Here is a 21871-nt window from a genome sequence, read left to right as displayed (position 1 = left end):
ACCACCGAGGTCGAGTCCGCCCTCGTCTCCCACCCCGCGGTCGCCGAGGCCGCCGTGGTCGGCGCGAACGACCCGACCACCGGCCAGGCCATCTGCGCCTTCGTCATCCTGCGCGACACCGCCTCGGAGTCCGACGCCCTCGCGGAAGAACTCCGCACACACGTCGCCGGGGAACTCGGCCCGATCGCCAAACCCAAGCGCATCCTCACCGTGACCGCCCTGCCCACCACGCGCTCGGGCAAGATCATGCGCCGCCTCCTCCGCGATGTGGCGGAAAACCGCACCCTGGGCGACGTCAGCACCCTCACCGACGCCTCGGTCATGGATCTCATCCAGGCCGCTCTCCCCACCGCCCCGGACGAGGACTGACGACCGACGACCCGGCCGTCAACAAGCGGTAGCGAGGCCCCGCGGGGTTGTGAGCCCTGGGCGGGGCCTCGCGTCGTGCGGCGGCCGCACTTCCGCCGAGCGTCGGGCCGTCCCGACAGTGATGACCAGAGAGTTCCACCGTGTATCGAGCAACAGACCACTCTCTCCTGAAAAAGCTTGTCATAGCAGGCTGCGGAGTCGCCCTGACGGCAGCCGCCATCTCCATTCCCCTGCTCTCCGGCGGGGCCAGTGCGGCCTCCGAGAAGATCTGCCTGACCGGCTCCCTCCACTTCGACTACCGGTCAGCCGAGAGCGGACCCGACAAACCGTGGAAGACCAAACCGGTACGCAACGCCAACGTCGAACTGTGGGGCCGGGAGGGTGCGTTGGGCAGCGTGCGGAAACTCAACACCCAAGCGCTGTTCACGGATGTCTCCAACGGCGGCTTCCAGGCGTGCTACACCCCCGAGACCTCGCAGTCGATGGACATGATGTGGGTCCGGGTCTCGGCGGAGAGCAGCAAGCTCTGGAAGGTCACCAACGGCAACGGGGCCACCTTCACCTGGAACTCTCCCGTACAGACCGCTGTTTCGGCCAGCAGGTCGTTGGGAACCAGGAAGCCGCCGTCCGGTGACATGCGTGCCTGGCATGCCTTCGACACCGCAAACGAGCTGTGGTGGAAGCGCGGCAACCCCAAGAGCAACTGCTGGAGCGCCCGGGAGACCGACGACAACACATGCATCGAACTGGCCATGCAGTGGGTCTCATCGGCACCTTCCGGCACCGTCTACGATCCCCAGCAGAACACCGTCCACCTGGTCGGTGACGCGCCCGACTCCGAACACACGGTGCTGCACGAGGGCGCGCACTTCCTCATGCACAGGCTGTTCGGCGGCTGGTTCCCGCAGACCACCCACTGCCGCACGCACTGGGTCGACAAGGCGAGTTCCGAAACCTGTTCGTGGACGGAGGCCTTCGCCGACTCGACCGCCGCCTACGTCCTGGGCGACTACCGATACGTCGGGTCGAACGGCATGCCCATCAGCTTCGCTCACGGCCCCACGTACGACGACGGCGACACGGTCCAGGGCAACGTGGACGGCGCACTGCTCGACATGTGGCGCGACGTGGACGGCGGCACCTGGAACCGCACCATCGCACTGTTGAGCACCCACAAGGTCTCCACGTTCCGCGAGTACTTCACTTTGAGGTCTACCGCGAACCTCGCCACTGGCAGCAAGGCGCGTCAGATTCTGCGAAACCACACCATCAACTACTAAGACGGTGTCTTTGGAACCCGGTTGACCCTGCTTCAAGGGGCTCGGACCTGTGTGTTCGCCTCGCGCACCGCCCCCATGGATTCGGACAACTTTCCGATCCGTTCAGCGAGCACGTCAAGGAGGCCCTTCGCGCCAGCCGGGGGAGGGGGCGCCGGTAAATCATCGCGCGGACGGGTTTGGTATGTGCGGGTGAGGGACGCTCGCGTCACTTGGCGTGATTTCGTCTCCCTTTGCCTCCCCGCCGTCTCGGCCTGCCGCGCTTCTACTGACGGGTAGGCATGATGTCGATCATGACGAGGACCGCGGCTGCCAAGGCAGCCCTCAGGGGAACGCAGGTGCCGGTGAACGAACGCGCGCAGAGCCCGTTGACGGCGTATCAACGGGATGTCTGGGTCGCGGGTTCGCAGGCTCCGGAGTCACCGCAGTTCAACTGCGTCCTCCACGAACGTCTGCACGGCGACGTCGACCACGACGCACTCGCCGACTGCGTCGAGAGCGCCCTGCACCGTCATGAGACCTTCCGGCTGCGGTTCGGCGAGGCCGCGGGGACGCCGTTCCAGTGGGTGGCGGGCGAGGGCATCCGGGTCAACCGGGTCGACCTCGCGCAAGAGCCGGAACCGGACGTCGCGTGTGCCGCCTGGATGCGGCGCTCGATGGCGACGGCACTGCCGCTCACGGACGGTGGCGCGCTGGTCGAGGCCACGCTGCTCCTGGAGGGCCCGGACGTCACGCATCTGCACGTCAAGGCGCACCACATCGTCGCCGACGGCTGGACCGTCGATCGGCTGAGCCACGAGATCCTGGAGGACTACGCGCGGGCCACGGGCGACGGTGGCGAGCACACCGGCCGCGGCGAGCACAACGGCCGCGGCGAGCCTCCCTCCTACCTCGCGTTCGTCGAGGAGGAAGCCGCCTACCGCGCCGGTGCCGAGGGCGAGCGCGACCGTGCCTTCCACCGCGAGGCCCTGGCCGGCGTGGCACCCGCGCTCTTCCCGCGCACGGCGGGCGAGGGTGGGCGCGGCCGCCACTCGTTCGTCGTCGACGGGTCTCTCGCCGACCGGCTCCGCGCCGCCGGCCTCTCGCCGTTCGCCTACCGAGCCACCATGTTCGGCATCTGGCTGACACGGCTGCACCGCACCGAGGAGGTGGTCCTCGGCATCCCCTTCCTCAACCGGCCGGCGGACCACCACAAGGACATCCTCGGCCAGTTCGCCAACACCCTGCCGCTGCGGTTCGCGGCACCCGGTGAGCGGACGGTGCGGGAACTGGTCACCGCGACCCAGGACGCGATCCGTGCGCTCCGGCCACACGAACGGCTCTCGCTGGGCGACGTCCTGCGCGAACTGCCCACGCCGGCCGAGGGCCCCCGCCAGCTCTTCGACGTGACGGTCTCCTACCTGCGCTGGCCGCGGCCGGCACCGATACCGGGCGTCGAACGGCAGACGGCCATGATGGCCCCCTCGCACGAACAGGACGCCCTGGGCGTCATGGTGTCCGACTTCGACGACACGACCGACGTCCGCATCGACCTGGACTACGCCCTCGACGTCTTCGACGAGGACCTGCCCATCGCCTCGGTCGCCGGCCACCTCTCGACGCTGATGGAACACGGCGTGGACATGCTGGACCGGCCCGCATCGGCCGTCCCGATGCTGCCGCCCGCCGAACACCGGGACCTCACCGCGGTGCGCAGCCACGGTCCGCAGGTGCCCTACGCGGACCAGGCCACGCTCCACGGCCTCTTCGAGGAGCAGGCGGCCCGCCGCCCCGGGCAGACCGCCGTCGTCGGCTCCACGGGCGAGACCCTGACCTACGCCGAACTGGACGAGCGGGCCAACCGGGTGGCCCGGGCCCTGCGCGACGAGGGCGTCGGCCCTGACGACCGGGTCGCGGTGATGATGGAGCGGGGGCCGCTGCTGCTGGTGGCGCTCCTCGGCACGCTGAAGTCCGGCGGCGCCTACGTACCGGTGGACCGCGGCTACCCGGCCGAACGCGTGCGGTTCCTGCTGGAGGACAGCCGCGCCAAGGTGGTGATCGTGGACGGCGACGGACCCACCGCCGGCGCGCCCGCAGGTGCGAAGGTGCGGCACGTCGAGGAGCTGCTGCGGGGCAGCGGCGCCCCGCTCGCACCGCTCGCCGGCCCGCGCGATCTGGCCTACGTCATCTACACCTCCGGCTCGACCGGCCGGCCCAAGGGCGTGATGGTGGAGCACCACAGCGTCGTCAACCGCCTCGCGTGGATGCAGCGCCGCTATCCTCTCGGCGACGGCGACGTCCTGTTGCAGAAGACGCCGGTCTCGTTCGACGTCTCGGTGTGGGAGCTGTTCTGGTGGGCCGTCGAGGGAGCCGCGGTGGCCCTGCTGCCGCCCGGCGGCCAGCACGATCCATGGGAGATCCTGCGGACCGTCCGCGAACGGCGGGTCAGCGTCGTGCACTTCGTGCCCTCGATGCTCGGCCCGTTCCTCGACCTGCTCCAGGCGTCACCGGAACCGCGCGAGGGCTTGCGCTCCCTGCGGTACGTCTTCTGCAGCGGCGAGGCCCTGCCGCCGGAGCGGGTCGAGCAGTTCAACGGCATCTTCGGCGTATCCGGGATATCCGGCGCGGAGTCTCCCGTACGGCTGGTGAACCTGTACGGACCGACCGAGGCCACGGTCGACGTCTCGTACCACGACTGCCCGGGCGATCCCGCCCTCGGCGTCACGCGGGTCCCGATCGGCCGGCCGATCGACAACACCCGACTGTACGTTCTGGGCCCCGGCGATCTGCCCCAGCCGGTGGGCGTCGCCGGTGAGTTGTGCATAGGCGGGGTCGGTGTCGCCCGGGGGTACCTGGACCGCCCGGAACTGACCGCCGAGAAGTTCGTCCCCGACCCGTTCGTACCGGGCGGCCGTCTCTACCGCACCGGCGACCTCGCGCGATGGCTGGCGGACGGCACTCTGGAGTACCTCGGGCGGATCGACGGCCAGGTCAAGATCCGGGGCAACCGCGTGGAGCTGGGCGAGGTGGCGGGCGCCCTGCGCGCGGTCCCCGGCGTCCGCGACGCCCTCGTCGTGGACCACACCACCGCCGCTCGCGGCACCCACCTCGCCGGCTACTACGTCGCCGACGCCGCCATCGACCACGCGCGGCTGCGCGAGCTGGTCGGGCGGACGCTGCCGGCGTTCATGGTCCCGACCCACTTCGTACGGATCGACGCCGTTCCGCTGACCCCCAACGGAAAGGCCGACCGGCGCGCCCTGCCCCCGCTCCAGGACACCGCGGACCCGGCCACCGGCCGGCGGCCGCGCAACCGCACCGAGGCCGCCCTGGCCGAGATCTGGGCCAGGGTGCTGGACCGGGAGACCGTCGGCGTCCACGACGACTACTTCACGCTCGGCGGCGACTCGATCCTCATGCTCAAGGTGCGCGCCGAGGCCGAGGCACGGGGCCTGCGCTTCTCCCTCACCGATCTGCTCCGCAACCCGACGGTGGCGGGGCTGGCCACCTGTGTCGAGAGCCGGACCGCGCCCGGGAGCGACGGCGCCCCCGCCCCGTTCGCCCTCGTGTCCGGCGTGGACCGGGCCCGCCTGGAAGGCGCCGAGGACGCCTGGCCACTCACCCGGCTCCAGCTCGGCCTGCTCTACCACAGCCGCCGGCACGAGACCTCCGCCACCTACAAGGACGTCTTCCAGTACACCCTCGAACTCCCCTGGGACGAGGGCGCGTTCCGTCGCTCGTTCGACAGGCTGGTGGCACGCCACCCGGTGCTGCGCTCCGCCTTCGACCTGGCGGGCTGCTCCGAGCCGTTGCAGATCGTCCGGACGCAGGCGCCCGGTGGCCTGGACGTCGTCGATCTGCGCACGCTGGACACCGCCGCGGCCGACGCCGACGTGCGCGCGCACGTCGAGGAACGCCGCCGCCACGCCTACGCCTTCGAACGCGCGCCGCTGTACCTCCTCCGGGCACACGTCCGGCCCGAGGCCGTCGACCTGGTCCTCAGCTTCCACCACGCACTGCTCGACGGCGGCAGCGTGGCGAACCTCGTCCGGGAACTCCTCCAGGACTACGCGCACGACCTGGGGTTGGGCATCGACCCCGTCGACGGCACGGCGTCGCCCTCGGCGGCGGCCTACGCACAGGAGGAGCGGGCCGCCCTGGGGTCCGCGGAGGCGCGGCAGTACTGGAAGGAGAAGTTGGCCGGCTGCGAACCCCTCCATATCGAGGCGTTCCGGGCGCACCTGCCCGGCACCGACCACGGTCCGGCTTCGCACCGCGTCGACCTGCCCGACGAACTGGTCGCTCAGGTACGGCAGTTCGCCGCCACGCACAAGCTGCCCGTGAAGTCCGTGCTCTTCGCGGCGCACTGCCTGACGCTGGCCGTGTTCGCGGGGGGTGCCGGGACCGCCGGGTCTGCCGACCCCCGCGACGTGACCACCGGACTGGTCACCCACGGCCGGCCCGAGCTCGCCCACGCGGAACGCACCGCCGGACTCTTCCTGAACACGGTGCCGCTGCGTCTCCCCCTCGCGCAGGCCACCTGGCTGGACGTGGCGCGCGAGGCCTTCCGGCAGGAACAGGACGTCCACCCCCACCGCCGCTACCCGCTGAGCGCCATCCAGGAGGACCACGGCGGCTCCGTCCTGGACACCGCCTTCAACTACGTGCACTTCCACCAGCTGTCCGAGGTCTTCCGCCTGCCGGGCGTGCGGCTGCGGGACTTCCGCACCTGGGAGGAGACCAACTTCCGGCTCCTGGTGAACGCGGTCACCGAACCGGACGGCGGACGTGTGTGGCTGCGGATCGACTGTGACGGCGACGGGTTCTCCGCCGACCAGGCCCGCCTCTTCGGCGACGGGTACCGGAGGATCCTACGGAGGATGGTGGAGGACCCGGACGCCGAGCCCGACGTGGCCTTCCTCGCCGACCGGCCGGTCCTCGCCCGGTCCACGCCGCATCCCACCGTCGTCGAACTCTTCACGCGGCAGGCCACCCGCACCCCGGACGCCACGGCCCTGGCGAGCGGGGAGGAGCGGTGGAGCTACGCACGGCTCGCCGAGGCGGCCGACCGGGTGGCCCGGCGGCTGTGCGCGCTCGGCGCCCCGCCCCGGGCCCGCATCGGGATCGCCATGGACCGCTCACCGCAGACGATCGCCGTGATCCTGGGCGTCCTGCGGGCCGGGTGCGCCGTGGTGCCGCTGGACGTCGGCTACCCCGCCCAGCGGCTGGCCACGATGCTGGAGGTGGCCCGGCCGTTCCGCGTCATCGCCCACGCTCCGCACGCCCACCTCGTCGACGACCCGTCGCTGCTGCTGCCCGCCGAGCCGGTCAATGAGCCCATCACCGGGCCGTTCAGCGGATCGATCAACGAGTCGATCACCGGACCGGTCGTGGAGCTTCCGGCGGAGATCCCCGCCGACAGCACCGCCTACGTGCTGTTCACCTCCGGCTCCACCGGCCGGCCCAAGGGCGTGGCCATGCCGCACCGCTCCCTGGCCGGCCTGGTCGCCTGGCAGACACGCGCCATCAGCGGTGCCCCGGGCGGCGCCACCCTCCAGTACGCGCCGCTGAGCTTCGACGTCTCCTTCCAGGAGATCTTCTCCACGCTGTGCTCCGGCGGCACGCTGCACCTGGTGGGCGACGCCGAACGCCGCGACATGCCGTCGCTGCTGCGGCTGATCGACCGCGAGGGCATCGAACGGGTCTTCCTCCCCTATGTGGCGCTCCAGCAACTGGCGGAGACCGCACAGGCGTTGGGCATCACCCCCGGTGCCCTCCGGGTGCTGATCTCCTCCGGTGAACAGCTGCGCGTCACCCGGGAGATCCGCCGGCTGTGCGCCGCGCTCCCGGGCGCCGTTCTGGAGAACCAGTACGGTCCGACGGAGACCCATGTCGCCACCGCCCACACCATGACCGGGGACCCGGCCGCGTTCCCCACGCTGCCCCCGATCGGGCGCCCCGTCGACGGCGCCGAGGCACACGTGCTGGACGACCGGCTGCGCCCGGTGCCCGCCGGAGCCCGCGGCACCATCCACCTCGGCGGCAGCTGCCTGGCCGACGGCTACGAAGGCCGGCCGGACCTCACCAAGGAGCGCTTCGTCCCGCACCCCTTCGCGGACCAGGGCCGGATGCTCTACGACACCGGGGATCTCGGCGTGGTGCTGCCCGACGGGACGATCGCATACGCCGGCCGGGCCGACACCCAGGTCAAGGTGCGCGGCTTCCGCGTCGAACTCGCCGAGGTGGAGCTGGCCGTCACCGACCTCGCCGGGCAGTACCCGTGCCTGCGCGACGCCGCGGTGGTGGCCCGGCAGCACGAGAACGGCGAGTGCTTCCTCGCGGCCTTCCTCGTGGGCGAAGGCACCGGCACGGAGCTGACCGGCATCCGCGAGCGGCTGCGCACCGCGCTGCCCGACCACATGGTGCCCTCCCACCTGCAATGGGTGACGCACCTGCCGCTGACCCCCAGCGGGAAGCGGGACGACGCCGCCCTGCGCCGGGTCCCGCTCACCGCCACCGCCACCGCCGGCGCCGAGGCCACCGGAGCCGAGCCGCGCGACGCCTATGAACGCGTGCTGTCCGAGATGCTGGCGGACCTGCTGCGGCGGCCCGCCGTCGGCGTGCACGACAGCCTCTTCGACCTGGGCGGCACCTCACTCACCGCGATGCGCCTGGTGGTCCGGATCGAGCAGCGCTACGGCGTCAACATCCCGCTGTCGGAGTTCATCGCGGCCCCCACCGTGGCCGGTCTCGCGGCGCGGCTGCGCACGGGCGACGCGGTCGCCGCGTTCGACCCCCTGGTGCCGATCCGGCCGGAGGGCACCCGCCCGCCGCTGTTCATGGTCCACCCCATGGGCGGCAACGTGCTGTGCTACGTGCGCTTCGCCCGGCACCTCCCGGACGACCAGCCGCTGTACGCGCTCCAGGCGGCCGGGGCCGACCCCGGCACCACGCCGCTGGGCACCGTCGAGGAGATCGCGGAGAGCTACCTCGCGGCGCTGCGGAAGGTGCAGCCGCACGGTCCGTACGCCATCGGCGGGTGGTCCTTCGGCGGCTTCGTCGCCTTCGAGATGGCCCGCCGGCTGCGGGCGTCGGGCGAGCAGGTGGCGCACCTGGTGCTGCTGGACACCACCGCACTGACCCAGGGGCAGCGCCAACGCCACGACGACGACGCGCTGTTGGGGTGGTTCTTCTGGGAACTGCTCTGGTTGGAGCGGGGCGGCGACTCCCCGATGGAGGTCATACCCGACGAACTGTCCACGCTGGAGGAGAAGTTCGACTTCATCGCCCGTCTCGCGACCGACGCGGGCGTGCTGCCGGCCGGTAGTTCGGGGGCCGTCATCCGCCGGCTGTTCCGCGTCTACCGGGCGAACTGGCGGGCCGCACTGGACTATCGGCCCGAGGTCGGGGACCAGGGGCTCACCCTGATCCGCGCCGCGGAACCGCTGCCGGACGTCCTCGCCGCGATGCACGGCGCGGCCGGCAGCCGCCACGCGGACAGCACCAACGGCTGGCGCGAGATGACCGACGGCCCGCTCCAGGTCATCGGTGTGCCCGGCGACCACCTCACGATCATGGAGGAACCGTACGTGGAGCATGTGGCGAGGACGGTCGCGGACCTGCTCGGCTCCGGCCCGGACGGATCCCTCAAGGAGAACTGACCGCATGTCAAGCATGTCGAGTACATCCAGCACGTCGAGTACGTCCAGCACTTCCAGGGAGCAGCCCGTGAAGGCGATCGTCATCGGAGCCGGTATCGGCGGACTGACCTGCGCCGTCGCACTCCGGCGGGTCGGGATCGAGGTGGCGGTGTACGAGCGTGCCACCGAGCTGCGGGCCGCCGGTTCCGGGCTGTCGGTGATGAGCAACGCCGTCGCCGCGCTCGCCACGCTGGACATCGACCTCGGCCTGGAGAAGCGCGGCCAGGTCGTCACCTCCTTCACGGTCATGGACCACCGCGGCCGGGAGATCAGGGACCTGCCCTTCAAGGAGGTCTGCGAGGAGGTCGGCGCGCCCAGCGTCTGCCTGAGCCGCTCGGACCTCCACGAGGCCCTGCTGGAGGCGGCCGGGGACTGCCCGGTCCACCTGGGCGCCGCCGCGACCGGCTTCGAGACCGACGACACGGGCGTCACCGTCCGGTTCGCGGACGGGCGTACGGCGCACGGCGACCTGCTCGTCGGTGCCGACGGCTTCCACTCGGCCGTGCGCGGCCAACTCGTCGGGCCGGAGACGTCCGAGGACAGCGGCTACGTCTGCTGGCTCGGCATCGTCCCGTTCCGCCACCCCGGTCTCGCCCCGGGCAGCGTGCGTCACTACTGGGGCAGCGGACAGCGCTTCGGTCTCGTCGACATCGGCCACGGCCGCTACTACTGGTGGGGCACCCAGAACATGCCCGCCGCCCGCTCGCACGCCTGGGACGGCACCAAGGACGAGATCGCCGGGGCCTACGCGGGCTGGGCCGACGAGGTGCGGGCGGTGATCGAAGCCACCCCACCCGAGGACATCCTCGCCGTGCCCTCGCGCGACCGCACGTTCCTGGAGCGTTGGGGAGAGGGCCCGGTCACTCTGCTCGGCGACGCCGCACACCCCATGCTGACCACCCTCGGCCAGGGTTCGGCCATGGCGATCGAGGACGCCGTGGTCCTGGCGCACACCCTGGCCGAGCCCGGGGCGTGCGACGACCTGCCGCTCGCCCTCCGGACGTACGAGGACCGCCGCCGCGACCGGACCCGGGCCATGGTCGGCGCGTCCCGTTCGATGAGCGACCTCGAACAGGCCGACACCCCCGAACAGCGGCAGGTCCGGGACGACTTCTTCCGGCTGACGCCCCGGGAGGAGCTCGCCCGCCAGAACGCCGAAGCCCTCACCTTCCCCGGCGTCCCGGACCCCGAACCCCGCGTCCGTCGGAACCTCAGCCCCCTGGAGCGCTGGTACTGGATCGCGGACCGGACCTCACCGCTCAACGGAGTCGTCCGGGCCCGGCTCCACGGCCCCCTGGAACTGCCGCTGCTGCGCCGCGCCCTGGACGTCCTCCAGGCCCGGCACCCCTTGCTGCGCGTCGCGATCAGTGGCGACGAGGAGGGAGCGGCCGCCGCGTTCCGTCCGGTGGGCGGGCGGCCGATCCCGCTGCGGCACGTCCGGGTGCCGGCCGCGGACCCGGCGGCCGACGCGCGGTGGGAGCGCGAGGTCGACGAGCACGAGCTCGCCGAGGGCGTCGACTGGCGCACCGGCCCGCTGGTGCGGGCCGCCGTGATCACGCGGGAGGGCGTCGAGCGCGGGGCGGCCGTGCACGACCTGCTCCTCACGGCGACGCACTGCATAGCCGACGGCATGACGGGGCTGTCCCTGCTCAGGGAGTGGATTGACATCGCCGCCCGACTCAGCGCCGGTGAGCAGCCGTCACATACGTCGCACCGGGCGCTGCCCGCCGCGGAGGACCTGCTTCCGCACCACCACCGGGGCGAGGCCGGTGCCGCCGGTCTCACGGCCCTGATGGAGCGTGACGAGGAGGAGGCTCGCCGGCTGCGGCCACGGCGGGTCGTCCCCAGCCGTCCGGTCCCCTTCGACCGGCGACGCACCCGGATGGTGCACCGGTCCCTCACCGCCGGGGAACTGGAGCTGCTGGTGGGCGCCTGCAAGCGGCACGAGGCCACGGTGCACGGCGCCCTCGCCGCCGCCATGGTGACCGCCGTCGCCCAGGAGGCGGGGACGGCGGAACCCGCCCACTTCTCCATCGGCTCCCCGCTCGACTTCCGCGCCGAGCTGGAACCGGCCGTCTCCCACGACGAGGCCGGCACCTACGCGGCCACCCTGCCCTCCCGCGTCCTGTACCAGCCCGGTACGCCCCTGTGGCCCATGGCCCGCGCCATCAGCCGGGACCTGGCGGACCGCCGGAAGCGTGCGGAACACCTGTCCCTGGTCAACCTGCTGGATCGGGCGGGGCCCAGGACGTCGGCCGACGGTGAGGCGTTCATGCGCTACCTGGACGAGCAGGGTCCGCTCAACCTGTGCCTCTCCAACCTGGGCCGCTACGACGTCCCCGACCAGGTGGGCCCGTGGCGCGTCTCCGACACCCAGATCATCGCGGGCATCTCGGTGACCGGCGCCCTCGTGGCAACCGCCCTCACCAGCCACGGCCGACTCGCCTGGAACTTCAGCTACATCGAGGGAGTCGTCCCGGCACCGCGCGCCCACCACATCGCCGACGCGTCCGTACGCACCCTGCTGTCCGCCGTGTCGGACTAGGCGGATGGGGGAGTGCCTCCTGTGCCTCCCCCGTCTCCTGCGTCTCCTATATCTCCTGCGTCTCCTCCGTCTCCAGCGTCTGCTGCCGACCGGCGGCAGCCGCGCACCCCACCACAGATCCACAGAAAGAGAAGGAATTGTTAAACCGTCAGCCCAAGCCCCTGCCTCCGGCCGGACGCGCCGTCGTCATCACCGGTGCCTCCTCCGGGCTCGGAAAGGAGTGCGCCATCCGGCTGGGACAGCGCGGCTTCCGCGTCTTCGCCGGAGTGCGCACGGTGGAGGACGGCGAGAGGCTGTGCGCCGAGGCGCCCTCCGCGCGGCTGCGGCCGGTACGTCTGGACGTGACCGACGAGGAGTCCCTGCGGGCGGCCGCCGCCGAGGTCGCCGGGTCCGTGGGCGAGCAGGGTGTGTGGGGGCTGGTGAACAACGCCGGTACGTGCCTCTCGGCACCCCTGGAGTGCGTACCGCCCGAACGGCTGCGAGCGCAGTTGGACACCAATGTCGTCGGTGCCCTCGCCGTCAGCCAGGCGTTCCTGCCGCAGCTGCGCCGGAGCCGCGGGCGCATCGTCAACATCTCCTCGGGGCTGGGCAGCATGGCGATCCCCTACCTCGGCGTCTATGCCACGGGGCAGTTCGCCAAGGAGGGACTGAGCGATGCGCTCCGCCGCGAGCTGCGGCCCTTCGGCGTCTCGGTCTGCGTCGTGAAGCCGGGCGCCATCGCGACCCCCATCTGGGGCAAGGTGCGGGAGGCCGGCGAGGAGTTCCTGAACGGGGCCCCCGAGGACGTCGCCGGCCGCTACCGCGCCTCCTTCGAACGGTTCCTGCGGATGAACGAGCAGCGGGCGCAGTCGAGCACCACACGGCCGGAGGACTACGCACGCACCGTCTTCCGCGCACTGACCGCCCACCGGCCGCGTACCCGCTACTGCGTCGGCACCGATGCGCGGGCGGCCGCAGCGCTGTCGCGGCTGCTGCCGGACGCCGCCCTGGACCGCGTCCTCGGCGCGGTCACCAAGGCCCAATAGGGCGGGGCGCATCCCCCGGCCACGCCGGCCTCTTCAGCCACGCCGTCCCGTCAGGCACGCCGTCCCCGCCAGCCACGCCGTCCCGTCAGGCACCCCGTCCCGTCAGGCCGGCATGACGATCGCCGTCACCACCAATCCCGCCTCGACCAACCACCCGCCGCTGAACTCGGTGAGCTCGCCGCCCTTGACCCGGGGGCCGGGCACGAGGAGGCGGGCGGTGAAGGTGGCGTCCGTGGGGTCGAGCGTGAGCAGTGCGTCCTCGAAGCCGAGCCAGCGGCGGGCGAGCGGGTACCACGCCTTGTAGACGCTCTCCTTGGCGCTGAACACCAGACGGTCCCAGCAGATCTCGGGCTCCAGGGTCGCCAGGTGGCGGAGCTGGGCGCGCTCCTCGGGGAGGGTGACGAGGTCTATCACCCCGGGGTCCTCGATGGGCTGGTTGGGCTCCGCGTCCAGGCCGACGGTCAGCACGTCCCGCGCCGGGGCCACCGCGGCGGCGCGGTAGCCGGTGCAGTGCGTCATGGCGCCGACGACGCCGTCCGGCCACTGCGGCGCCCGGTCGGTCCCCGGGAGCAGCGGCCCGGGGGCGATGCCCAGCCGGGACAGCGCGGCGCGGGCGCAGCCGCGTACGGTGCCGAACTCCCGCTGGCGTTTGGGCACCGCGTTCTCCACCAGTGCCCACTCCTCCGGGTACATGTCGGACAGCGGGGCGTCCTCGAAGGCCTCGGCGGTCACCACCGGCGCGGGCAGCAGCTTGTCGATCATGCGCGGGTCCCGGCGGCGTCGGAGGGGACCGCGGCCGGCGCCGGCAGGATCTGTACCGGCCGTCCGGGTGCGCCGGAGCGGCGCCGCCACTCCCGCGGGTAGCCGAGCGACACCTCCTGGTGCGGCACGCCGTCGCACACCAGCAGCCGGGGGATGTGCAGATGACCGTAGACCACGGTGGCGGCGCGGAACCGACGCGGCCAGTCGGCGGTGGCCTCCGTACCGCACCACAGGGCGAACTCCGGGTACCACAACGGTCGGGTGGGTTCGCGGACCACCGGCCAGTGGTTGACGAGCACCGTGGGCAGCTCCTCCGGTACGGCGGCGAGCCGGGCCTCGGTGGCCGCCACCCGGGCCCGGCACCACTCCTCCCGCGTCGGGAAGGGGTCCGGGTGCAGATGGAACTCGTCGGTGCACACCACCCCGGCCTGCTCGGCGTCGGCGAGCGCCTCGTCCTTGGAGGTCAGCCCCGGCTTGCGGAAGGTGTAGTCGTAGAGGAGGAAGAGCGGGGCGATGACCGCCGGGCCGCCCGTGCCCTCCCAGACCGGGTACGGGTCCTCCGGGGTGAGCACGCCCAACTCCCGGCAGATGTCCACCAGATGGTCGTAGCGGGCCACCCCGCGCAGCTGCACCGGGTCGTCCGGTGGCGTCCACAGCTCATGATTGCCCGGCACCCACACCACCTTGGCGAACCGGCTGCTGAGCAGGGTGAGCGCCCAGCGGATGTCGGAGACGTACTCACCGACGTCACCGGCGATCAGCAACCAGTCGTCGGCGGACTCCGGCTTTAACCCCTCGACGATCTCCCGGTTCTCCGCATAGCGGATGTGCAGATCGCTGACGGCCACCAAGGTGCCGCCCGCGCCGCTCCGTCCGGTGTCGGGAGCGGGAGCGGGGGCGGTGGTGGGCAGCGGGGCGGGGCCGGCGGCGCCGGGCGCGAGGGTGCGGATCTCGTAGGTCACCCTCGCAGTAAAGACGGTGCGCGGGTGAGAGTGAAGGGTGGGGCCGCGGGCGTGGGCGTACGTCACCGCCCTGGTGGCGTCGACCTCGGCGCGCCGCCGCGCCGGATCCGGGCGGCCAGCCACAGGTCGAACCGGTCGTCGGGGTCGTCGAGGCGGCGGCCGGTGAGGTCCATGGCCTTGTCGAGGCGGTTGCGCACGGTGTGCCGGTGGACGCCGAGGCGCCGGCTGGTGGCGTCCCAGGCGCCGCCGGTCTCCAGCCAGGCCGCCAGGGTGGCGATCAACTCCTCGCCGTTGTCCGCGAGATCGAGCGGGCCCAGCACGGTGTCGGCGTAGCCCTGAAGCGTGCGGCGGTCGGCGAGGTCGAGCAGCAGCCGGCTGGCCTGGCTCTGCCGGGCCTCGGCCGGCTCGCCGCCGGCCCGGCTGACGGCGAGCAGCCCGGCCGCCTGGCGCAGTGAGACCCGTACCGCCTCGGGAGCGATGGCCGGGCCGATGCCGGCCGGAGCGCCCGGCGCGAAGCGGGCCAGTACATCGCGGACGTCCAGGTCCTCACCGACCACCGCCTCGATGAGCCCGCCGGCCGCGCCGCCGGCGCCCGCGTCCGTGACCCGGACCAGTCCGCCGGGCATCGCCAGCGCCAGATCGGCGGCCATCTCCTGCGCGGCTGCGGCGGCTGCGGCGGCTGCGGCGTCGGGGGTGTCCGGGACGTCCGAGGCGTGCGCGGCGGCTGCGGTGTCCGCGGTGCCCGGGGCGCCGGCCGCCGGCTCCACCACGACCCCCCGTACCCGTTCGCTGGTCAGCCCCGCCGAACGCAGCAGGTCCCGGGCCCGGGCGGGGGTCGGGGCCTCCTCGGCCAGCAGGTCCGACAACAGGGCTGACCTGCGGCGACGCTCAGGCTCATCACGCAGGTGACGGCGCTCCAGCTCCAGCGAGAGCAGTGAGACCAGACCGGGGACGACCGAGCGGGCGGCGTCGTCCGGGCGTCCGGTGAGCAGCAGCAGGCCGCGCAGCCGCCGCGCGCCCAGCGGCTGCACCTCCCACTGCTGCCCCCCGATCGTGCCGGACGCGCTGCCGCGCAGCCCGCGGGCGGCGACCCGCTCGATCAGATCGTGCGCCCGCTCCAGCGGAGGGTGCGGCTCCGGCCGGCCCGCCGCCAGCAGCCGCCCCAGTGGATCGAGCACCGCGGCGCCCACACCGGTGGCGGCCGTCCACTCCGCCAGCATCGGCCGCAGCCCGTCACCGGCGGCCGCGGCGGTGAGCCGCCGCTGGGTGGCGAAGGCACGGTGCAGCACCGCGCGCTGTTCGTCGGCCCGTGCGTCGAAGACGGCCTTGGTGACGGCGATGAACGGCACCTCGTCCGGCACCGTCAGCAGTGGCAGGCCCGCCTCCTCGGCCGCCGTCACCAGCGGCTCCGGGGCCTGCTGGTAAGGCAGCCCGTGCCCCAGCCCGAGCGCCAGACAGGCCGCCCCGCCCTCGGCCACGTCCCGGACGTACGCCCGGCAGGCGGACGGCTCCATCGGCAGCAACAGGCCGATGGTCATCAGGAGTTCGCCGCCCTGAAGCCACTTGCCCGGCACCAGCAGGTCCGAGACGGTCGCCGCCTCGATCGTGCGGGCCAGCAGCGGTGGTGGCACGTCGTAGGTGACCGACAGACGGAGATCGGGCCGGGCGAGGAGGTCGGAGATACGCAGCGGCATAGACACAGTGTCCATCACCTCTCCACGGGATGGACGATCAGGCGATCGAACCGCCGCGAGGGCGCCCGCCGCATGGGCGACGGTCGTAAGACGCGCCGGAGAGGTGCGCGCCGCTATGGTCGAGAAGGAGGGGCACGGCGGTAAAGAGGGGTAGGTACGGAGGTAGAGGGCGGATACGGCGGGCACGAGGAGGATCGGATCGATCCCGCTCCCGGACGTTCGGGTCCGAGGGAGGTGAGCGCGGTATGCGGGTGGCGTTTCTGGTGGCCCCTCGGGGTGCCGAACAGCGCGAGCTGACCCGGCCGTGGAAGGCGGTGACCGCGGCGGGCGGCAACCCCACGCTGGTCTCCACTTCAGCCGGGAGGATCCAGGCGTACCACCACCTGGACAGGGCGGACACCTTCCCCGTCGACCTGACCGTGGACGAGGCGACCGCCACGGACTTCGACGGCCTGGTGCTGCCCGGTGGGTTGGCCAATCCGGATGCGCTGCGCCTGGACAGCCGGGCCGTGGCGTTCATCAGGTCGTTCTTCGACGCCGGAAAGCCGGTGGCCGCCATCTGCCATGCGCCGTGGACGCTGGTCGAGGCCGATGTGGTGCGCGGCCGCACGCTCACCTCCTGGCCGAGCCTGCGGACCGACATCCGCAACGCGGGCGGCACCTGGGTCGACGAACAGGTCGCGATCTGCACCAACGGTCCCAACACGCTGATCACCAGCCGCAGACCGGGCGACCTGGACGCCTTCTGCGCGGCGTTCCTCGCGGAGTTCTCCCCTTAGGGGACGCCTCCTCCCGGTGCGGGGACGCCTCCTGGGAGCCGCACGGTATCCCCGGCCGGACACCCGACACCCGACACCCGACACCCGACACCCGCTACGGCCCGAGGACCACAACCGACTCCGGTGGCAGCCGCAGCACGCCGTCCGCACCGGGCAGCCGGGCCTCGGGCCAGCCGGCCAGCGCCTCCAGTCCGGTGGCCGGCGTGCCGAGCGGAATCGCGGCCGTGGCCCGACGCCCGAGGTTGACCGCCACCCGCACCGGCCCGCGCCGCAGCAGCAGCCAGCGGCCGTCCTCGTCGTGGCGCACCTCGGTGTGGCGGGGGTCGGGGTCGGTCAGCACCGGCAGCTCATGGCGGAGTGTCAGCAGCGTGCGGTACCAGGCCAGCAGCGAGCCATGGGGTTCGCGAGCCGGTTCGGTCCAGTCCAGGACGGAGCGGTCGCGGGTGGCCGGGTCCTGCGGATCCGGCCAGTCGGCGCTGTCGCCTGCCCACTCGTGCGCGGCGAACTCCCGCCGCCGCCCGGCCCGTACCGCCTCCGCCAGCTCCGGATCGGTGTGATCGGTGAAGTACTGCCAGGGCGTGGTCGCCCCCCACTCCTCGCCCATGAACAGCATCGGCGTGAACGGCGAGCACAGCACCAGCGCGGCGGCGCAGGCGAGCAGCCCGGGGGAGAGGCCCGCGGCGAGCCGGTCGCCGAGTGCCCGGTTGCCGACCTGGTCGTGCGTCTGGGCGTAGGCCAGCAGTCGGTACGCGGGTGTGGTCCGCAGGTCGAGCGGCGCGCCGTGCACCCGGCCGCGGAAGCTGGAGTACGTACCGTCGTGGAAGAAGCCGCCGGTCAGCGTCTTGGCGAGGGCGGCGAGCGGGGCGCGGGCGAAGTCGGCGTAGTAGCCCTGGGATTCTCCGGTGAGAGCGGAGTGCAGGGCGTGGTGGAAGTCGTCGTTCCACTGGGCGTGCAGGCCGTACCCGCCGCTCTCCCGCGGCGCGGTGGTGCGGGGGTCGTTCTGATCGGACTCCGCGATCAGGAACAGCGGGCGCCCCAGCCGGCCGGCCAGTGCGTCCACCGCCGCGGACAGCTTGGCGAGAAAGTGCGGGGTGCGGTCGTCGTGCAGCGCGTGGACGGCGTCCAGCCGCAGACCGTCGAGCCGGTAGTCGCGCAGCCAGGCCAGCGCGCTCCCGATGAAGTAGCCGCGCACCTCGTCGGAGCCCGGGGCGTCCAGGTTGACCGACGCGCCCCAGGGCGTGTGGTGGGTCTCGGTGAAGTACGGCCCGAAGTCCGGCAGGTGGTTTCCGGACGGGCCGAGGTGGTTGTGCACCACGTCGAGGACGACGCCCAGACCGAGGCCGTGCGCCGCGTCCACGAACCGCTTCAGCCCGTCGGGCCCGCCGTACGGCTCGTGCACCGCCCACGGTGCCACCCCGTCGTACCCCCACCCGTGGGTGCCGGGGAACGGGCAGACCGGCATCAGCGAAACATGGGTGACGCCCAGGTCGGCGAGGTGGCGCAGCCGTGCGGCCGCGGCGTCGAAGGTGCCCTCCGGCGTGTACGTGCCGACGTGCAGCTCGTAGAGGACCGCGCCGGGCAGGGGCCGGCCCGGCCACGGATGCCGCCACTCGAAGAGCTCGTGCTCGACGACCGCGGCGGGGCCGCCGGGGCCGTCCGGCAGCCGGGCGGCCCGCGGATCGGGCAGCGGAGGACCGTCGTCGAGCCGGAAGGCGTAGCGGTCGCCGTCGCGGGCCGGAGCCCGCGCGCACCACCAGCCCGCGCGGTCGCCGTCGGGCTCCATCGGGACCGGCGGTTCGCCGGCCCGAGGCCCCGCCCCTCCCTTCGCCCACTTGAGAGCAACCCGCCCGGCCCTCGGTGCCCACACCTCGAACAGCACGGCCGTCCTCCTCCGTCGGCTCCCGGTCCAGACGACCCAAGCATGCCGTCCCTCCGCCGCACAGCCCGACGTGGCGACACGGGCCCACAACGCGCCACCCCGCTGCGCCGTTCAGGCCGGCCGCAGATGGCGGCCCGATCGGCGTGTCCCACGCGACGGCGCCGCGCGCACACCTCGCCTGGACAGCGGCTCGCGGCAGCCGGACAATCACGGCATGACTTCGCTGGAGTTCCCTGCGCACGCGGCGCGTCCGTCGGACGCCGACCGGGACCGCGCCCTCGACCTGCTGCGCGACGGCGCGGCGCAGGGACGCCTGTCCCAGGACACCTTCCTGCGCCGCCTGGAACTCGTCCTCGGTGCTCAACAGCAAGTCGAACTCGACCTGGCCACTGCCGACTTGGCCAGTCGAGGCAAGGTCCAGGGGATGCTGCTGCGGATGGTCGGCCGGGCGTCGGCCTTCCACATCCGGGTGCGCCGCGCCTGGCGGACGGAACGCTTGCCCAAGCTGCTGCTGCCCGAACCCGGCCCGCTCCCGCTGCTGATAGGGCGCGCCCCCGGCGTGGGCCTGCGCCTCAACCACGAGACGGTCTCCCGCGCCCACGCCGAACTGCGCAGCGCCGGCAAGGGCTGGGTGCTGCGCGACCTCGGCTCCACCAACGGCACCTGCGTCAACGGCCGCCGGGTGGTCGGCGAGGTCCCGGTCGGCCCCGGCGACCACATCACCTTCGGCCACGTCGACTACGTCCTGACGGAGCGCTAGGCGCGACTGAGGCGACAGAGGCGACTGAGGCGACAGAGGCACAGAGGCACAGAGGCGACTGAGGCGGCGGGGCGACAGACGCGCCGGGGCGCCAGGGAGACCGCTCGCTCAGCGGGACGCCGGCGAGCCGGGGGACGTCGCCGACGGTGTGCCGGAAGCGCGCCCCGAACCAGGACCCCGGACCGGCGCCGTCGCCGCCTCCGCCCGCACCGGCCGATCCCCCGACGGATACGACAGCCACACCCCCTCACCGTGCGTCAGGCCCGGCAACAGCCCCTCCATCCACTGCACATGACGGGCCGGTAGTACGCCGCTGACCAGCCATGACCGCTGTCCTCCGGAGGGCTCGGCCAGTTCCGCGCCGAGCGTCGCGAGGCGGGCGGTCACCGGCGCCAGTGTGGCCGGCGGGACCTCGGCCTCGAAGGCGTGGTACGGCTCGTAGACCCGGGTCCCGGCCCGTTCCAGGGCCTGCCGCAGCACGACGGGGGTGACCGTGCGGAAGTGGCCGGCGGTGCTGACCGGGCCGATGAAGCCGGAGCGGGTCAGCACCACCCGGCAGTCCGTCACCGCCATACCGTCCGGGCCCCGCTCCAGGGTCGCCAGGACGGTCTCCTCGACGGCCTGGTGGAAGCCGTGCGGCAGGGCGCCCAGCTCGGTCTCGTAGGCGAAGACCGGGCCGGAGCCGCGGGCGCCCGGCTCGACGCGCAGCCCCACCGTGGCCCAGGGGCCGGTGTGGCCGCGCCGGGCGATCTCGTGGCACGCCTCGCCGACGCCGCACGGCCGCACCACGCACACCACCCGGCTCGGCGCGAACGTGGCCTCGATGCCGTGGTCCCGGCGCAGGGTCTCCGCGAGGACCTCCTTCTGCACCTCGCCGTGCAGCAGCACCGAGGTCGCGCCGTCCGCTGCCGGGCGGACCTGGAGCAGCGGATCCTGGTCGGCGAGCGCCAGCAGGGCACCGCGCAGGGCGGCGGCGCGCGCCCGGTCCTGGGCGTGGACGAGGGTTTCCAGGGTGGGGGAGGGAAAGAGGACGGTGTCGGCGGGAGTCCCGTCGGGCAGGCCGATGCGGTCGCCGGTACGGACGCCGGGCAGCCCGCGGAGCACCGCGATGTTGCCCGGGGTGAGCGGCCCGCCGACGCCGGGCGGCCGGCCGATCACATCGAGCGAGGCGATCCGGCCGCTGAGCGGTGCACCGGTGTTCCGCGCGGCGCCGGGCCGGTACAGCTCGATCCGCTGGCGGGGCCGCAACTCGCCCGCGTAGAGCCGGACATGGGCGGTGCGCTCGCCGTGCGGCGGCTGGTGGACGGCGAAGACGGTGCCCCGCGGCTCGGCGCCCGGTCCGGCCGGGGCCGGCGGGATCAGGTGGACCATGCCGTCGACGAGCGCGCCGACCCCCTGCCCGCCCAGTGCGGAACCGAAGTACACGGGGTGCAGCGAGGCGTCGGCGGTGCGGGCGGCCAGCGCGGCCCGCACCTCCTCCGCGGTCGGCGGTGGCCCGTCGACCAGCCGGGCGAGGATGCCCTCGTCCGCCTCGGCCACCGCTTCCGCGAGCCGCTCGCGGACCCGCGGGTCCGCAAGGGCGTACGGCGCCGAGCGCGCCCGCGCGGTGCCGAGGCCCGTCACGGACGTCATCGGTACGGCGACCGGGGTCAGCAGCCTGCCGATGTCCGCCAGCAGCGCCTCGCCCCGGGCGCCGACCCGGTCGATCTTGTTGACGAAGAGCAGCGTCGGCAGCCGCAGCCGATGCAGCGTCCTCATCAGCACCCGGGTCCTGGCCTGGACGCCCTCCACCGCGGAGAGCAGCAGCACGGCGCCGTCGAGCACCCCCAGGGCGCGCTCGACCTCGGCGATGAAGTCGGAGTGACCAGGGGTGTCGATCAGATTGACCTGGACCCCGCCGACGGTGAAGGAGGCCACCGCGGAACGGATCGTGATGCCGCGCTGCCGCTCCAGCTCGCCGGTGTCGGTACGGGTGTCGCCGGCGCCCACGCTGCCGAGCCGGTCGATGGCACCGGTGTCGAACAGCAGCCGCTCGGTGAGGCTGGTCTTACCCGCGTCGACGTGCGCAAGGATGCCGATGTTCAGGGTGTGACGGATGTGCATATGTGGTCGAGTCCTCGAAAACTGACGTCCGGTGGGG

The 21871-nt window shown here is 73.0% G+C and carries 11 protein-coding genes and 1 pseudogene; 7 read left to right on the top strand and 5 right to left on the bottom strand.

Annotated features, from left to right (window positions below; translation table 11 throughout):
• The 5 genes and pseudogenes from AB0C96_RS14250 to AB0C96_RS14230 form a co-directional block, all read left to right on the top strand.
• Positions 1-369 (top strand): annotated as a pseudogene (locus AB0C96_RS14250) (acetyl-coenzyme A synthetase); the annotation flags it as partial.
• Positions 370-509: 140 nt separating this feature from the next.
• Positions 510-1649 (top strand): metalloprotease, encoded by a 1140-nt coding sequence (locus tag AB0C96_RS14245; protein WP_362917087.1) that lies wholly within the window; start codon positions 510-512, stop codon positions 1647-1649.
• A 290-nt stretch (positions 1650-1939) separates the two neighbouring features.
• Positions 1940-9286, top strand: a complete 7347-nt coding sequence (locus AB0C96_RS14240; protein WP_362917085.1) for an amino acid adenylation domain-containing protein — start codon at positions 1940-1942, stop codon at positions 9284-9286.
• Between the two features lie 67 nt (positions 9287-9353).
• Complete coding sequence (locus tag AB0C96_RS14235) at positions 9354-11870, top strand: FAD-dependent monooxygenase (protein ID WP_362917083.1); 2517 nt, start codon at positions 9354-9356, stop codon at positions 11868-11870.
• Positions 11871-12007: 137 nt separating this feature from the next.
• Positions 12008-12895 (top strand): SDR family oxidoreductase, encoded by an 888-nt coding sequence (locus AB0C96_RS14230; RefSeq protein WP_362917081.1) that lies wholly within the window; start codon positions 12008-12010, stop codon positions 12893-12895.
• A 102-nt stretch (positions 12896-12997) separates the two neighbouring features.
• Here the strand turns inward: AB0C96_RS14230 and AB0C96_RS14225 are convergent, their stop codons facing one another.
• The 3 genes from AB0C96_RS14225 to AB0C96_RS14215 all read right to left on the bottom strand — a co-directional run bounded on the left by AB0C96_RS14225 (position 12998) and on the right by AB0C96_RS14215 (position 16328).
• Positions 12998-13657, bottom strand: a complete 660-nt coding sequence (locus tag AB0C96_RS14225) for a 4'-phosphopantetheinyl transferase superfamily protein (RefSeq protein WP_362917079.1) — start codon at positions 13655-13657, stop codon at positions 12998-13000.
• Entirely contained in the window at positions 13654-14568 is a 915-nt protein-coding gene (locus tag AB0C96_RS14220) for a metallophosphoesterase (RefSeq protein WP_362917114.1), read from the bottom strand. The genes AB0C96_RS14225 and AB0C96_RS14220 overlap by 4 nt, the downstream gene beginning before the upstream one ends.
• Positions 14569-14681: 113 nt before the next feature.
• A complete protein-coding gene (locus tag AB0C96_RS14215) occupies positions 14682-16328 on the bottom strand; it encodes a PucR family transcriptional regulator (RefSeq protein WP_362917077.1) in 1647 nt (548 codons plus the stop codon).
• A gap of 230 nt (positions 16329-16558) precedes the next feature.
• Between AB0C96_RS14215 and AB0C96_RS14210 the strand changes: the two genes are divergently transcribed.
• Positions 16559-17092: a type 1 glutamine amidotransferase domain-containing protein gene (locus tag AB0C96_RS14210; protein WP_362917075.1), complete on the top strand. Its 534-nt coding sequence runs from the start codon at positions 16559-16561 to the stop codon at positions 17090-17092.
• Between the two features lie 94 nt (positions 17093-17186).
• Here the strand turns inward: AB0C96_RS14210 and treZ are convergent, their stop codons facing one another.
• Positions 17187-18971 carry a malto-oligosyltrehalose trehalohydrolase gene (treZ, locus tag AB0C96_RS14205; protein ID WP_362917073.1) on the bottom strand — a complete coding sequence of 595 codons (1785 nt, stop codon included), beginning with the start codon at positions 18969-18971 and terminating at the stop codon, positions 17187-17189.
• Positions 18972-19185: 214 nt separating this feature from the next.
• Between treZ and AB0C96_RS14200 the strand changes: the two genes are divergently transcribed.
• On the top strand, positions 19186-19731 hold the full coding sequence (locus AB0C96_RS14200) for a DUF1707 and FHA domain-containing protein (RefSeq protein WP_362917071.1): 546 nt from the start codon (positions 19186-19188) through the stop codon (positions 19729-19731).
• 108 nt (positions 19732-19839) lie between these two features.
• Here the strand turns inward: AB0C96_RS14200 and otr(A) are convergent, their stop codons facing one another.
• Positions 19840-21834 carry a tetracycline resistance ribosomal protection protein Otr(A) gene (gene otr(A), locus AB0C96_RS14195; RefSeq protein WP_362917069.1) on the bottom strand — a complete coding sequence of 665 codons (1995 nt, stop codon included), beginning with the start codon at positions 21832-21834 and terminating at the stop codon, positions 19840-19842.
• Between the last annotated feature and the right edge of the window lie 37 nt (positions 21835-21871).

This window comes from Streptomyces sp. NPDC048506 (assembly GCF_040651315.1).
Classification (GTDB): Bacteria; Actinomycetota; Actinomycetes; order Streptomycetales; family Streptomycetaceae; genus Streptomyces.
The sequence above is the reverse complement of the archived record's forward strand: the minus strand, read 5'-3'. Positions and strand labels throughout refer to the sequence as shown.

Coding starts and splice junctions, on each gene's coding strand:
- AB0C96_RS14215 (WP_362917077.1), bottom strand. CDS start 16,328: ATGGACACTGTGTCTATGCCGCTGCGTATCTCCGACCTCCTCGCCCGG.
- AB0C96_RS14225 (WP_362917079.1), bottom strand. CDS start 13,657: ATGATCGACAAGCTGCTGCCCGCGCCGGTGGTGACCGCCGAGGCCTTC.
- AB0C96_RS14200 (WP_362917071.1), top strand. CDS start 19,186: ATGACTTCGCTGGAGTTCCCTGCGCACGCGGCGCGTCCGTCGGACGCC.
- AB0C96_RS14210 (WP_362917075.1), top strand. CDS start 16,559: ATGCGGGTGGCGTTTCTGGTGGCCCCTCGGGGTGCCGAACAGCGCGAG.
- AB0C96_RS14240 (WP_362917085.1), top strand. CDS start 1,940: ATGACGAGGACCGCGGCTGCCAAGGCAGCCCTCAGGGGAACGCAGGTG.